At 40.1% G+C, this 15,476-nt stretch carries 12 protein-coding genes and 1 tRNA gene; 10 read left to right on the top strand and 3 right to left on the bottom strand.

Annotated elements, in window-relative coordinates; genetic code table 11:
• The coding region (locus VB620_RS01005) for a DUF4912 domain-containing protein (RefSeq protein WP_323194257.1) at positions 1 to 2,187 on the top strand (2,187 nt) is incomplete at its 5' end.
• A gap of 130 nt (positions 2,188 to 2,317) precedes the next feature.
• Here the strand turns inward: VB620_RS01005 and VB620_RS01010 are convergent.
• A complete protein-coding gene (locus tag VB620_RS01010; protein WP_323194258.1) occupies positions 2,318 to 3,517 on the bottom strand; it encodes an aminotransferase class V-fold PLP-dependent enzyme in 1,200 nt (399 codons plus the stop codon).
• Positions 3,518 to 3,896: 379 nt separating this feature from the next.
• On the opposite strand from VB620_RS01010, the gene VB620_RS01015 reads away from it, so the two are divergent.
• On the top strand, positions 3,897 to 5,408 hold the full coding sequence (locus tag VB620_RS01015) for a TM0106 family RecB-like putative nuclease (protein WP_323194259.1): 1,512 nt from the start codon (positions 3,897 to 3,899) through the stop codon (positions 5,406 to 5,408).
• Between the two features lie 39 nt (positions 5,409 to 5,447).
• On the opposite strand, the gene VB620_RS01020 is transcribed toward VB620_RS01015, so the two are convergent.
• Entirely contained in the window at positions 5,448 to 5,837 is a 390-nt protein-coding gene (locus VB620_RS01020; RefSeq protein WP_323194260.1) for a type II toxin-antitoxin system VapC family toxin, read from the bottom strand.
• Positions 5,837 to 6,247 carry a hypothetical protein gene (locus VB620_RS01025; RefSeq protein WP_323194261.1) on the bottom strand — a complete coding sequence of 137 codons (411 nt, stop codon included), beginning with the start codon at positions 6,245 to 6,247 and terminating at the stop codon, positions 5,837 to 5,839. Before VB620_RS01025 ends, VB620_RS01020 begins: the two co-directional genes overlap by 1 nt.
• 210 nt (positions 6,248 to 6,457) lie before the next feature.
• Here VB620_RS01025 and VB620_RS01030 point away from each other — a divergent pair, with 210 nt between their 5' ends.
• The 8 genes from VB620_RS01030 to VB620_RS01065 all read left to right on the top strand — a co-directional run bounded on the left by VB620_RS01030 (position 6,458) and on the right by VB620_RS01065 (position 15,430).
• The gene (locus tag VB620_RS01030; RefSeq protein WP_323194262.1) at positions 6,458 to 7,729 is read left to right on the top strand and encodes an NAD(P)/FAD-dependent oxidoreductase; all 1,272 of its coding nucleotides are present in this window, start codon (positions 6,458 to 6,460) and stop codon (positions 7,727 to 7,729) included.
• Between the two features lie 4 nt (positions 7,730 to 7,733).
• Positions 7,734 to 8,279 (top strand): DoxX family protein, encoded by a 546-nt coding sequence (locus tag VB620_RS01035; RefSeq protein WP_323194263.1) that lies wholly within the window; start codon positions 7,734 to 7,736, stop codon positions 8,277 to 8,279.
• Positions 8,280 to 8,371: 92 nt separating this feature from the next.
• Entirely contained in the window at positions 8,372 to 9,550 is a 1,179-nt protein-coding gene (locus VB620_RS01040; protein ID WP_323194264.1) for an esterase-like activity of phytase family protein, read from the top strand.
• Positions 9,551 to 9,847: 297 nt separating this feature from the next.
• Positions 9,848 to 11,452 (top strand): serine/threonine protein kinase, encoded by a 1,605-nt coding sequence (locus tag VB620_RS01045; RefSeq protein WP_323194265.1) that lies wholly within the window; start codon positions 9,848 to 9,850, stop codon positions 11,450 to 11,452.
• An 84-nt stretch (positions 11,453 to 11,536) separates the two neighbouring features.
• Entirely contained in the window at positions 11,537 to 13,036 is a 1,500-nt protein-coding gene (locus VB620_RS01050; protein WP_323194266.1) for a serine/threonine protein kinase, read from the top strand.
• 137 nt (positions 13,037 to 13,173) lie between these two features.
• A tRNA-Asp gene (locus tag VB620_RS01055) sits at positions 13,174 to 13,247 on the top strand.
• A gap of 111 nt (positions 13,248 to 13,358) precedes the next feature.
• A complete protein-coding gene (gene gltX, locus VB620_RS01060; RefSeq protein WP_323194267.1) occupies positions 13,359 to 14,804 on the top strand; it encodes a glutamate--tRNA ligase in 1,446 nt (481 codons plus the stop codon).
• A gap of 131 nt (positions 14,805 to 14,935) precedes the next feature.
• Positions 14,936 to 15,430 carry a hypothetical protein gene (locus tag VB620_RS01065; protein WP_323194268.1) on the top strand — a complete coding sequence of 165 codons (495 nt, stop codon included), beginning with the start codon at positions 14,936 to 14,938 and terminating at the stop codon, positions 15,428 to 15,430.
• Positions 15,431 to 15,476: the final 46 nt, after the last annotated feature.

A 15,476-nucleotide genomic window follows, 5' to 3' on the forward strand; every position in this document is an offset into this window, starting at 1 on the left:
TCAGATTTAGCTGGGGAAATGGAAGCCGCCGCAGCTAGTTTGTGGTCTGACCCAGACGATGATCACAATACACCAGAATCAAGTATTGCTGAAGAATCAGATTTAGCTGGGGAAATGGAAGCCGCCGTAGCTAGTTTGTGGTCTGACCCAGAAGATAATCACAATACACCAGAATCAAGTATTGCTGAAGAATCAGATTTAGCTGGAGAAATGGAAGCCGCAGCTAGTTTGTGGTCTGACCCAGACGATGATCACAATACACCAGAATCAGGTATTGCTGATGAGGGGATCTTGCATCCGTGGGATGATCAGGAGACAACTACACCGCCCCCACTCCCAGATATTACGGAAGATATTTTAAATAATGTCGCGGATGCAGCCGAACCTATCCCAGATGAAATAGTGTCTTCTCCGCCAGAAGAAAAAGATATTTTTGCAGATAATGTCGCTTTTTTAGAGAAAAGTAGCGAAGAATCTCAGACTAATACACGAACCCCAGAGATTGATCTAGATGGGGAATGCAGTATTGTTCTCCATCCCAGAAATGCAGAATGGGCTTACGTGACTTGGTATATTGAGGAAAGTTGTCAGAAAATACTACAAAATAATGGCATTTCTCAATTATATCTGCGGTTGTATGATGTCACAGATATAGACTTGAGTTATCAAACTCGTCAACTATTACAGCAGTATGAATTAAATTCAGAAATAGAACGTTATATCCCTATTCCTCAGTCTGATCGTGATTATGTAGCGGAAATAGGTTATGTCACCACAGGCGAACGCTGGGTAACAATTGCGGCTTCTTCAAGGGTTCGAGTCTTTGCTACACCCCAGGAAGATACGACAGTAGACCCGATCAATCTGGATGGGGAACGCAGTATTTCTCTCCAACCCCGGAATGCAGAATGGGCTTATGTAACTTGGTATATTGAGGAAAGTTGTCAGAAAATATTACAAAATAATAGCATTTCTCAACTATATCTGCGGTTGTATGATGTCACAGATATAGACTTGAGTTATCAAACTCCCCAACTATTACAGCAGTATGAATTAGAGCCAGGAATAGAAGAGAAATATATTAGTATTCCCCAAAGCGATCGTGATTATATCACGGAAATCGGTTATGTCATCCCAGGCGAACGCTGGGTAATAATTGCCCGTTCTCCCAGAGTCAGGGTCTTTGCTACATCGCTAGGAGACACCACTGCTAGCCCCCTGATTAATCTTGATGGGGAGCAAAGTATTGTTCTTAAACCTCGGAACGCAGAATGGGCTTATGCAACTTGGTATCTTGATCAAAATTGTCAGGAAACCTTGGAAAATAATGGCATTTCTCAATTAGGGCTGCGGTTGTATGATGTCACAGATATAGACTTGAGCTATCAGACTCCCCAAGTGGTTCAGGAGTATCAACTAGAGCCAAGAATAGAAGAGAAATATATTGGTATTCCTCAAAGCGATCATGATTATATCGCGGAAATCGGTTATATCACCATAGGCGAACGCTGGGTAAGAATTGCCCGTTCTAATCGAATTCGCGTCTTTAGTACACCCCTCAAAGACACCACAGCAGAAAATCTAGACCTAGAAGAAACCACATTTATCGAGTTACCCCAGACAAATCATCCGAGTAATGTGGTATTGAAATCTCGCACACCTAAATGGGCTTATGCAACTTGGTATATTTCCATAACCGACAAGCAAATACTCGAAAAGAAGAACATCTCCCGACTATATCTGCGGTTGTATAATGTCACAGATATAGACTTGAGTTATCAGACTCCGCAACTAGTACAGCAGTATGAATGCGACGACATCACACGCGATCGCTATGTAGCAATTTCCGCCACAGATCAAGACTACATGGCCGAACTTGGATATATGAATGAAGCCAATAGCTGGGAGATGATCAGCCGTTCAGAAACAATTAGAGTCTTCAACCGCCCTCAAACAGACTTTTGGTTTGTCGCAGATGCTGAATTAATTATCCACGGATCAACAGAACCGGGTGCAACAGTCAATGTTGCGGGGAAACCCATCAAAATTAAATCAGATGGTACTTTCCACCTGCGAATTCCCTTCTCCGACAACTCCATTAACTATGTGATGACAGCCATTGCAGCTAATGGAGAAGACAGTCAAAGCATCCACAAGCAATTTTCTCAGGAAAATTCCGCAGAGTAGGGAGTGTGGGGAGTGTGGGAGGTGTGGGGAGTGTGGGGGGTGTGGGGAGTGTGGGAGTAGAACTTCTTTCTTTCTTTCTTTCTTTCTTTGTGTACTTTGCGTCCTTTGTGGTTCGATAATTCCGCGCTAATCAAGAATTGGGATTATTTACAAACTTTTGTACACCCTCAATTAACTGGTCTAGTTCTGATTCTAAAGTTAAGTAATGGACAGTCGCACGGATACAATCAGGGTCAGCAATTGTTCGGGTTAATATTTTTTGGGTTTCTAAGAATTGCACTAACTGGAAATGCACTCCGGGTTGTGAATGGGTGAGTTGAAAGGAAACTATCCCGCTTTCTGGTGGAGAGGTTCGCAGACATTTGACATTGGGTAGCTGTGATAATTTTCGCCACAGATATTCACTGTTACGGCAGATTTGCTGATAACGTTGTTCTGGGGTTCCCCATTGCTGATGAATGGCGATCGCCTGAGTTAAACCAACATATAATGAAGTCCCGGAGGTTGATACCTCATATCTTCTACCATCGGGTTGCCATTTCACAGGTTGACTGTGACTATCCACAACCACACCACGCAAGCCAATAAATGTCGGTTGTAATTTTTCTCTCGCTGCGGGACTGACATATAAACCACCCACACCCGCCGGACCACATAACCATTTGTGACCTGTAAAGGCGTAAAAATCTGCCCCCAATGCCGTTAAATTTAAGGGTAATAAACCCACAGATTGGGCAGCATCGACTAATACTAAGGAATTATTCTTTTTGCATACTTCTACTATTTTGTCAATAGGTAAAACTTGTCCGGTGTTCCAGAAGACATGACTTAAAATTACTAGACGAGTTTGGGGGCGTAAGTTTTCCGCAATGACTGTTACAGGATCGCCGGCGTTCAAAGTTTCCTTGAGGGGACAGGTGCTAACTTCTACTGCAAATCTGCGGGCGATTTCTTGGGATGTTGCAATTACTCCTGGGTGTTCGCAATCGGAAAGTAATATGTGATCACCAGCCCGCCAGTCAATACCCCACATGGCAATATTACAGCCCACTGTGACATCTTCAGTCAGGGTAATGGTTTCTGGTGGTGCTTGTAAATAGGAGGCGATCGCATTACGGAGATTTTTATTAGCCTCGCTAACTTTGGCGTAGGCTTCATTCCCAAAAGGTCCAAGATTTTGAATATCAGCTTCCACTTGAGTAATGGCATCCATCGCCCCTTGAGGCATCGGCCCTTGTCCACCATAATTAAGATAAGTCTTATTTCCTAAAGCGGGAAATTGGGCGCGATGTTGCTCTAATTTGGTTTGTGTCGTAGAAATATTAGTCATAATTACTTCAAAATAGGGATTGTTTTAAAACAGGACTTACGCAAAATTATGAAAAAACGAACCACGTTCGCGTAGCGTCTCCCCCTGGGAGAAGGACACAAAGGACACGAAGTAAAGAGGGTTTCAGAGAGTTCTTGCGTAAGTCCTATAAAAGTTAAGAGAAAAGGAACCACACAGTACACTAAGAAATGAGTTTTATAGCAACCGCCAAGGAAGTTAGGACATAAACTGATCATAAAAGTTAGACACCAAAAGGCTTTTACCCTACTCCCTACTCCCCCGGTTACTGAGCGGAGTCGAAGTAACTCCCTACTCCCCAGCTATAAAAGTGTTCTTGGGTTCGCAACCAGATTTAGGCAATTCTTGTTAACTTAAAGGAATGTTAATCAATGCTGAACACCTACTGCAATATCAACGCTGTAAACGCCGACCTGTCCTAGATGCTCACGGCGATAGACCCCAGCGTGAAGCTCCTAATGAGTTGCTACTCAAGTTACAACAAGATAAAGTCGCTCATCGTATGAGTATTTTGGCAGACTTGAGTGATTATCACAAACCAGATTTTCCACGGGGGGACTGGAAAGCAGGTGAAGCAGCAACTTTAGACTTGATGCAGCGTGGCGTTACGTACATTTATCGCGGTGTGCTGTTAGGCAATTACGACAATTTGGTAGATGGGGAAGATCAAGATGTTTCCCTCAGTGCTAAATCTCCTGAATACACTTTTCTCAGCCGTCCCGATTTACTAGTCAAACAACCTGGTGAGTCTCGGTTTGGCGATTGGGTCTATGTACCCACAAATATCGAATTGGGGAAGCGTCCTAAGCAGGAATATCAAATTGTGGCGGCGTTTCACGCTCAAGTATTGGCTAAGGTGCAGTTAAAAATTCCAGAAACGGCTTGGTTAGTCTTACGTGGTCAAGAGCGAAATTACTCAGTGGATTTATCTAAATGGATACCACAAATGCAGGGGATTTTGCTGGAGTATATCCAAGCATTGGAGTTATCAGAACCGCCAGAAGTCTTTATTTCCCGCCAGAAGTGCAATTTTTGCCATTGGTATAATCAATGTTATGCGATCGCCCAATCACAGCAACACCTTTCTTTATTACCAGGAGTCACACCTGTTCGCTACAATCAACTCCAAGCTTTGTCCATCAATACAGTAGCATCTCTCGCTGATACCAGTGCTGTGATTCTGGAAAATCTTCCCGGTTTTGATCGGATTGTTGCACCTAAGCTGATTGTACAGGCTCAGTCTGTATTGCATCAACGACCTTTTATTTTACCTGATGCCTTACCAAGAGAGGATATTATTATTACCTCTCCTGTCGAAATGTATTTTGATATTGAAGCACAGCCAGATTTGGATTTAGATTATCTCTTGGGGATTTTGGTTGTTGATAAGCAAGCTAATACAGAAACATTTCATTCATTTTTGGCTGAAGGCCCAGAAGATGAAGAGTTAATTTGGCGACAGTTTCTAGATTTGGTTTGGCAATATCCCCATGCGCCAATTTATCATTTTTGTGTGTACGAAGTTGATACGGTGAAACGTCTGGCGAAACTTTACAAAACTCCCAATTCTTCCGTGCGTCCGGTGTTAAATCGGTTTGTGGATATATATGAACAATTAACTAAGACTGTGGCTTTACCTATAGAAAGTTACGCCCTGAAAGCCATTGCTAGGTGGTTAGGCTTTGAATGGCGAGAAAAAGAAGCTAGCGGTGCTAAATGTATTTATTGGTATGATCAGTGGCTGGAAACAGGCGATCGCACTTTGTTAGAAGTTATTCAAAGTTATAACGAGGATGATTGTCGCGCTACTCGTAGTGTGAAAGATTGGTTTGTGGAATTTGTGGAAAATGAATCTAGTTGGCGAATTTTTTAATTTTCGTGAAACTGCGATGATTCTCAAAAAATGTAACGTTTATATTTTTTTAGCCAGCAAAAATGCAACCCCATACTGCCCTATTATTTTAGTGTCACTAGTTACTAAAATCATTTTTTCTAACATTGCTTGTGCGATCAATATTCTATCAAAAGGGTCGTTATGGTATGGAGGTAAAGAACCTGCTTTGATCGCATGAGGAACTGTTATTGATAGAAAATTAAACTGACTAAAAATTATAGCTTCTAATAAATCACCAGGACAATCAAGTTTTCCTTTCTGCTTTTTTATTTCAATTTCCCACGCACTAGCTGCACTAACGAATACTTGATTTGCAGAATCAGCAATTTGTTGACGTGCTTCAGGTAAAAGACAGGGATGATCCTCAAGCGCCCAGATTAAAGCGCAAGTATCAAGCAATAGTTTCATTATTCTTCCATACCAAATTCAGAAAGAATATCGCTTGATAATTCGTCGAAATCATCTGTCATTTTGACTTTTCCTTTCCATACACCTAAAGGACGCTCAGGTTTTTTCACAGGGGGAGACTTTTGATTTAGAGGATTTTTTAATTGTTCTAATTTTTCTATAAATAAACCTAAATTATCCATAGGTGCGGGGTTTAAGGATATAGAAATAAGACTATAAATTTCTGGAGAAATTAGAGTTTTATCAATAGATATATAACCTTCAGATGTATGTGATACATTTATCTGATTATTTCCTCCGTTTTTTGTAGTGATAATCGCATCAATATTTTCCTGAAGCACTTTTAACTCTGAAACAGTTAAAGATGATAAGGAAGATAGGATTGAGGTTAAATTTGGGTAGGTGTACATAATCTTCTGAGTGTAAGATTAACGATTCTTAGCAGCTAAAAATTGAAATCTTTGTGCTGTTACCATTTTATTCTATCCATGAGAACTGACTTAGAGAGTTTTACAGATAAAATTTTCTACCTCTAGTAGAGGGTAAGATTTTTTGTTTAGAGATAAAAATTAATATAGTGTATATAAACTTAACCAACTAGCTGAATTAGGAGAGGAAATTTGAAAACTCCCCGCATTGTCATAGTTGGCGCTGGATTTGGTGGATTGCAAGTAGCCCAATCATTAGCTAGTTCTGGGTTAGATGTCTGTTTAATTGATCGTCATAATTATCACACTTTTGTTCCACTGCTTTATCAAGTAGCCACCAGTCAATTAGAACCAGAGTATATTGCTTACCCAATTCGCACAATTTTACGGCGGTTTTCAGGGAAAAGATATCAGAAGCAGCCTAAAACTCGGTTTTTATGGGCGGAAGTCCAGCGTATTGATTTTACAGCCCAAATTGTGCAAACAGATGGTTGTGCGATCGCCTATGATTTTTTAGTACTGGCTACTGGTAGCAAAACTCAGTATTTAGGTGTGACTGGCGCAGCAGAATACGCTTTTCCCATAGGGAATTTAGCAGCATCTGTGAGATTACGCCATCGGATTTTGTCTTGTTTGGAATTGGCTAGTCAAGAATTAGATCCAGATATCCGCCAACAACTACTAACATTTACCATTGTTGGAGGTGGTGCGACAGGGGTAGAAATGGCTGGTGGTGTCATAGAAATGTTACGGGGTAAATTGCGCCGAGATTATCCCACACTAGATTTACAGTCAGTGAGATTAATTTTAGTCCAGTCAGGCGATCGCCTACTACGAGAATTTCCCGAAAAGCTGGGAGTTTATACCTACAAAAAACTCACTAAATTGGGAGTAGAAATTTACCTAAAAACCAGAGTTAGCCAAGTCACACCAGCATCCGTATATTTGGATAACAAGGAAGTCATTCCCAGCGCCACAGTAATTTGGACTGCGGGGTCAGAAGCCAACGTTCCCCAAACATCTCAGGAGATACCCATCGCCAAAAAAGGCAAATTATTAGTTCACCCCACCTTACAACTACAAGAACATTCCAACGTCTATGCTATTGGTGATTTATCACACATAGAGCCAAATCATATCCCCTTATCTGGAGTTGCGCCCGAAGCACTTCAGCAAGGTGTCAGAGTCGCCCGTAATATTCAACGACAACTGCGAGGTAAATCACCCCAACCCTTTAGCTACTTCAACAAAGGGAGATTAGCTATTATCGGCTGCTATTCTGGGGTATGTAAAATTGGTAACTTTGAATTGACAGGTTTATTACCTTGGCTAATGTGGTTAGCCGTTCACTTAATATATTTACCAGGATACCGGAGTCGCTTGTTTGTTCTACTCACTTGGTTGTATACATATCTACTAGGCGATCGCGCCGTCCGTTTAATTTTGACTATTTCAGACATTTAGAACCATGAAAGATCATCAAACTCACATCAGTCTCAAACCCCAAGATATTGCGATCGCTTACCTACTACTGCGAATTCTCATTGGTGTCAACTACTTCAATCATGGATTTACCCGCATCTTCGATATTCCCGGATTTGCCGAAGGTATAGTAGAACAACTCCAAGATTCTTACTTTCCCTCATTTCTCGTCAGAATTAACTCATACCTCGTTCCCCCAGTAGAGTTAATCGTCGGAATATTAATCACCATTGGTTTAGCAACTCGTAGCGCCCTCATCGCCACATTTATCTTAATGATTATCCTGAAAATGGGTGTCACCTCCGTCCAAAACTGGGGTGCTGCTACATCCATGATTAGTTACGGTTTAGTACTGTTTATCTTACTCGCTGGACACAACTTCAATATTTACTCAATTGACCACTGGAGAAACAAATCAAAAACCACTACAGACTCCCCAACTTCTCCTGAACAGAATACAAACCAATTCCGCCTATTATTCAACAAATTGACCAAAAAACGCCGTAAACAACATCGTTCCTACCTCCGCTAATTTTATAATACCTTTGGCAATTAAAGTAGCGTGTGTTGTCCAACAGCACAACGCACCATTTTAACCTCATTAAAATAACTGTTAAACAGCAGATGAAGCTAATTAAAAAAAAGTTCATTTACCCGTTAATTATTTACATTATTATTCCCATTATCATCGTCAGCTTCTTACTGAATAATTCCTATATAAATTCCCTAGAAGTTAGTGAAATTAAATTCATGGGAGAAGCCACAATACCGCAAAAAACAAACTTTCAAAACACAGAAATTGGCGGATTATCGGGAATTACCTATGATACTAAAAAAGATATTTATTATGCCATCTCTGACGACCGGGGACAGAAAGCACCACCCAGATTTTATACCCTAAAAATAGACTTGAGCAAAGACACACTCCAAAATAGTGATGTTGTGACTGTCGGTGTAACCACTCTCTTCAATCAAGATAATCAACCCTTTCCTCCTAGCGAAACCGATACAGAGGGTATTACTTTTACTAACCGCGATACTCTCTTTATTTCCTCAGAAGGTGATGTCAGAAAATTAATTAATCCCTTTATTAAAGAATTTTCCCTTACTTCTGGTAAATTACTCAAAACATTATCCATATCAGATAAATTTTTACCAGAAACCAACCCTCCCCAAGGTATCCGTAACAACTTAGCCTTTGAAAGTCTCACCATTACACCAGACAATCAGCATTTATTTACAGCCACAGAAAATGCTCTCATTCAAGATGGCCCAGCAGCTAAACCTAATCTTCCTACTCGTTGCCGGATTTTACAGTACAATCTACTAACTAATCTACCAGAAAAAGAATTTTTGTACCAAACTGAACCAGTCGCACAATTCCTCAACTTAACAGGTAAATTTGCTAGTGGATTACCTGATTTACTAGCCTTAGATAATCATGGTCACTTTCTGAGTATAGAACGGTCTTTTACTGGCTGGGGTTTAGCTATTTCCCTATTTCAGGTTTCCTTAGCAGGTGCTGATGAAATTCAAGATATTCACAGTCTTCTAGCAGTTAACTCCCGAAAAATCAAACCAGTTGAGAAAAAAATACTACTTGATTTGAGAACTCTAGATGTACTATTAGATAATATAGAAGGCTTAACCCTTGGTCCTCAGCTACCTGATGGATACCGCTCATTAATACTAATTAGTGATGACAATTTTCAGTCTTTGCAACGTAACCAAATTCTCGCTTTTAAAATCAAGTTAGAATCACCAATCAAGAGATTTTTCCGGAGCTTAATTCCCATTTTATAGCCTGAAAGTTAAGACTTTTTCACCAATGTCATCTGTAAAATTTAATGACATTTGCCCATGATAGCTAATATGGGGTAGTCAAAAATTGAATAAACTTCCTGTACCCCATACCACCAAATACTTTCAGTAAACCAAGTCAGAGAGAAATGCTAGAGGAGAACTGTGGCGCACCTGTTGTTTAAAGTTTACCGATGTCTTAAGACTTGATGATTTATCAAAAATATCATTGCTATATTTACCCAAAGATTGATATAATTTTAAGTTAATAAATTATTTTATAGCATAATCTTTCCTAATATGCCGCAGCCAAAAAGCGAAACAGATGTTTATATTGGCAATTTTTTAAATAATCGCTATTTAATAAAAAGTTTGATTGGTAAAGGAGGAATGGGTAGAGTTTACCTAGCAGAAGATTTAGCCAAAGGACGGATCGAAGTTGCTGTCAAAATTCTAGTAGTCAGTCTAGGAAGTGAAAAAATATCCCAACGCTTTGCTAGAGAAATTTTTATTGGCGCTCAGTTGGGTCGTAAAAGTAAAAATATTGTCCGTGTTTTAGGTTATGGGATGACAGATGATAAAACTCCTTTTTATGTAATGGAGTATCTTCAAGGTAAAAATTTAAAAAAAATCCTCACAGTCGAGCCATTAGGAATTAAAAGATTTTTATATATTTCTTATCAAATTTGTTTAGGTTTACAGCAAGCTCACCAAGGGATTAGCTTCAAAGGTAAAACTTATCCGATTCTACATCGAGATATCAAACCAGAAAATATATTTATTACTGAAGATGTTAAACAAGGCGAAATCGTGCGGATTCTTGATTTTGGAATCGCCAAGTTTTTAACTGAACGCAGTGGAGTAACACTGACTGATTCTTTTATTGGTAGTTTACCGTACTGTTCTCCAGAACACATGGAAGGAAGTAAATCACTCGATGTCCGCTCTGATATCTATAGTTTAGGTATTTTAATGTTTGAAATGCTCACAGGAAAACATCCATTTCAAACTCTAAGCCACTCTTTTGGTACTTGGTATCATACTCATCACTTTCAAAAACCACTAGGGTTTGAGGAAGTTAACCCAGAGGTAATAATACCATTAGAGTTACAACAATTAGTGTTGAGTTGTTTAGCAAAAAAACGCAGCGATCGCCCGGAAAATATTAATAAAATTTTAGCAACTTTTAAACAGGTTCAATTAAAAATTATTCATAGTCAGACTCCTGAGAATAGGAAAATTATAGAAAATTCATCTGCTGTAAAATTAGTACCTGTCATTTCATCAGAAAAAGAGTGTTGGAAAAAAACTTGGCCGAAGCATCAACCAATTGCTCCTATTGCTTTTCCTCACTTATTACATAGCAAAGAAGGTATATTGCCAACTTTTTGGGCTATGCTACCCAAAGCAGAAATTGCACAACTTATCCAAAAAAAACATCGGACTGAATTGATTGGTAAAATGGATATATATCCTATGTTATTATGGGTAACTGTACTATTTGACAATCAGTCTTCTCTTATACGTTGGCTATCTTTTTTCCTAGATATGAGAGATAATCGCGGAAAAAAGATCATCCAGGCTTTAGCCGATACGGGATACTATTATTTGCTATTTTTTGCGATGGAAGAACCTGATCGTTGCGCTCATGTAATGACTTTAAATTTAACAGATAGCCAGCGTCAACAACTAACTGATTGGCTTATGCTCAAACCCAAAGCCTATGAATTGATTTCTTCTACCCAGGCTAAAAATATGTTGAAAGCAGAATATAAAAAATTTAAATTGAGAATACTCAAAAACATTGGAGCTACTACCCCAGAGGAAAAAAATCCTTGGAAAACTTGGGCTTCACATTTATTATGTCAATTTATGCAAAATTTCTCTCATCGCCAAAAACACTAGTCACTGATTAAGCCAATAGTTATACTAGCTATATTATAAATTATAGACTAGTTTAATAGTGTGGCAATCAAAAAGGTGGTAACAGTGAACCACAATACATTTGCTTCTGCACAAGAGAGAGATTTGCTCGCCAACCGCTATCAAATAAAGAAGTTGATAGCCAGAGGGGGAATGGGGGAGGTTTTTTTAGCTAATGATATTTTGCTGGGTGGTATACCAGTTGCGGTGAAATTTTTGAGTCAAACTGTTTCTAGTCCCAAAGTTAAACAGGCTTTTATTCATGAAGCTCTAGTGAGTGCAGCCTTGAGTCAAAAAAGCTTACATATTGTACGAGCGCATGATTATGGTGTGAATGAAGCCGGGAAACCTTTTTATGTCATGGAATATCTCAATGGCAAAATTTTAAAGGATTTAATTCCCATGTCTTTACCTAAATTTTTACATCTGATCCGGCAAATTTGTTGGGGATTACAATCCGCCCATCAAGGTATTAACATTCATGGTGAAATATGTCCTTTAATTCATAGAGATATCAAACCAGCGAATATATTAGTGGTTCCTGATCCAATGTTAGGAGAGTTAGTAAAAATTTTGGATTTTGGCATAGCAGGTTTTTTGAAAAAGAGTGCCAAAATTAGCAGAAATCAAAAATTTCATGGAACTCTACCTTATGCTTCACCCGAACAATTAGATGAAGGAGAATTGGATAGCCGCTCTGATATTTATAGTTTGGGTGTGATGATGTTTGAAATGCTGACAGGTAAAAAACCTTGGGAACCAGAGACAGATTTATTTGGTGCTTGGTATAAAGCTCATCTATTTGAAGCGCCGCGAGCGATCGCCCAAGTCAAACCCGAACTCCAATTACCACCGGAAATCAATGATTTAATTATGGCTTGTCTGGCAAAAGCACCAAGCGATCGCCCTCAAAATATGACAAAAATATTGCAAGTGATCAACAGTGTAGAAGCATCTCTATCTCATGCTGCGCCGCAACCCTTAGCCGCGAAATCCCATAACTATGAACCGCTAGTTTCTGGTTTACTCCCAGCCATAGAAAAACAATGTTGGCAAATCAGATGGCCGAAAAATAAACCCATCCAGGAAATTGTTTTTCCCCATCTGCTGAATACTCCACAGCAAAGTGTCGCCACAATCTGTCTGATGTTATCGGAACAAGAAATTCATCAACGTTCTGGTTGTCAGATCCATAACCAATTTATCTGGCTGAAATCGCCCCATCCCATGTTGCTATGGGTGACAATCATCTATGCTCCAACTCTTGGTTTTAAGTGGTTACCCTGTTACCTGGATCTGCAAAATCCCCATAATCGTCAACTAGTTGATTCATTAGCCACTCATGAACGTTATCCGGTAATTTGCTTTACCCTAGAATCACCCCATTCCTGCGCTAGTGTTCTCAGTAGCTATATCCCACAGGGACAAAGGCAAATGTTAAAAACCTGGGTAACAGAGAGTAAAAGTCTACCACCCTCAAATCAAGCTGGTATCAGCAAAAACCTTTTAAGACAACAGTATAAACAGATGCAATCGCAAATGCTGCAATCAACGCCATTACGTTGACAAAGTTTAAATTGTGTGTTAATAAAGATTTGATTAACTTGGTCTATAAAAAGCTATTAAAAAGTATCTGAATTTATTAGGAAAAAATACTTGACAATTTAAGGCAGAACAGCCATAATAGTGAAGTTGGAAATCAAGGGACTGTAGTTCAATTGGTTAGAGCACCGCCCTGTCACGGCGGAAGTTGCGGGTTCGAGCCCCGTCAGTCCCGTTATCATAGCGAGTAATAATTTTTGAACTCCCTAGCAGTAATATATATCTGACTGGGGATATTTATTTGTATAGGCACATTGATCATGCTTTGTGAAAGAGAGAAATAATTGTGACGATTAGAGTCCGTATTGCACCGAGTCCAACCGGTAATTTACATATTGGTACAGCCAGAACTGCTGTATTTAACTGGCTATTTGCCCACCACCACGGCGGAAAATTTATTCTCCGCATTGAAGATACAGACTTAGAGCGATCGCGCCCCGAATATACAGAAAATATTCTCGCGGGTTTTCGCTGGTTAGGACTGAACTGGGATGAAGGGCCATTTTTTCAGTCCCAACGCCTGGATATGTATAAAGAGGCGGTAGAAAAACTTTTAGCACAAGGTTTAGCTTATCGCTGCTACACTACTTCAGAAGAACTAGAAGCCCTGAGAACATCTCAGAAAGCCAGAAACGAAGCTCCCCGTTACGACAATCGCCACCGTCACCTCACCCCAGAACAAGAAGCAGCTTTTAAAGCTGAAGGGCGTAGCTGTGTAATTCGGTTTAAAATTGCTGATGACCGAGAAATTGTGTGGAATGATTTAGTCAGGGGAACCATGACTTGGCGCGGTAGTGATTTGGGTGGAGATATGGTCATCGCCCGCGCTTCCGAAGCAGGTATTGGTCAACCACTGTACAACTTTGTAGTTGTAGTTGATGACATTGATATGCAAATTAGTCATGTCATCCGGGGAGAAGATCATATTGCTAACACCGCCAAGCAAATTCTGTTATATGAAGCTTTGGGAGCGACAACAATTCCAGAATTTTCTCACACGCCTCTGATTTTGAATATGGAAGGGCGCAAGCTTTCTAAACGGGATGGAGTCACTTCCATTACTGATTTTCAGAATATGGGCTTTACGGCGGAAGCTTTAGTTAATTATATGACTTTGCTGGGTTGGTCTCCACCAGAATCCACTGAAGAAATATTCACATTGGAAACCGCAGCGCAAAACTTTAGCTTTGAGCGGGTAAACAAAGCTGGTGCTAAATTTGACTGGGCAAAATTGGATTGGTTGAATAGTCAGTATCTGCATAATATGCCTATAGACCAACTGACAGATTTAATTATCCCCTTTTGGGAAGCAGCCGGATTTACATTTGGGGAAGGAAGAGAACGCCCTTGGTTAGAGCAGTTAGTAACTTTACTCAGCCAGAGTTTAACTCGTCTGGTAGATGCTGTGGCTATGAGTCAACCTTTCTTTACCCCCACAGTAGAGTTGACCGCAGAAGCTAGGGAACAACTGCAAAAAGAAGGTTCAGCCTTGGCGCTTCAGGCGATTCTCGCAGCAGTGGAAAGTCAGCCAGAATTTTCGGAAACCACCGCCCAAGAGATTATTAAGCAGGTGGTGAAAGAGCAAAAACTCAAGAAAGGCGTAGTGATGCGATCGCTCAGAGCCGCTTTAACTGGAGATGTTCATGGCCCCGATCTAATTCAATCTTGGTTACTCCTGAATCAGATTAGTTTAGATAAGTCACGTTTACAGCAAGCGATCGCCACTAATTAAGAAGCCGGGGTGTGGGGAATGTGGGGAGTGTGGAAAGATTTTCAAATACCCAATCCCCAATCCCTCATCCAGGGAACTTACTGTGTAAAATTCGTGTCATCACAAAACACTGAGCAAATTATGTAACTACAATGTCGAACATATCGCTAAACCAAGGGATCAGATTATCGTTGATGATCATTACGCTCGGCATTACATCAGTAATTAATAGCGTAGCCAATGGTCAAGAAACACCACCGATATTTGGAGACATCACGATCAACCAAAAATTTTCTCCAGACCCTTTGACAGTTAGGGGTATGAGTGGCGGTTCAGTAACAGGTAGAGAAGTAGCTGGGCGAGCTAAAACTCCCACAGGCCCGTGTACTGGCTTTGTCGATCAAACTCCAGCACATACCTTACACTTAACCAGTGGATTTGAGTATCTGAAGCTACTAATAGAAAGTCCTCAAGATACCACAATCATGATCAAAGGCCCTGGGGGAACTTGGTGTAATGACGATTTTGAGGACAAAAATCCTGGCATGGTAGGGGAATGGCTACCGGGAATTTACGAAATTTGGGTGGGTTCATACGAAAAAGACAAGTATTTTCCCTATACGTTACACATTACAGAAGTTCAGTAGTGAGGCGAGCGATCGCATCTTTACAAGGTAAAACACATAAATTTCC

Source organism: Nodularia harveyana UHCC-0300, assembly GCF_034931085.1.
GTDB classification, from domain to species: domain Bacteria; phylum Cyanobacteriota; class Cyanobacteriia; order Cyanobacteriales; family Nostocaceae; genus Nodularia; species Nodularia harveyana.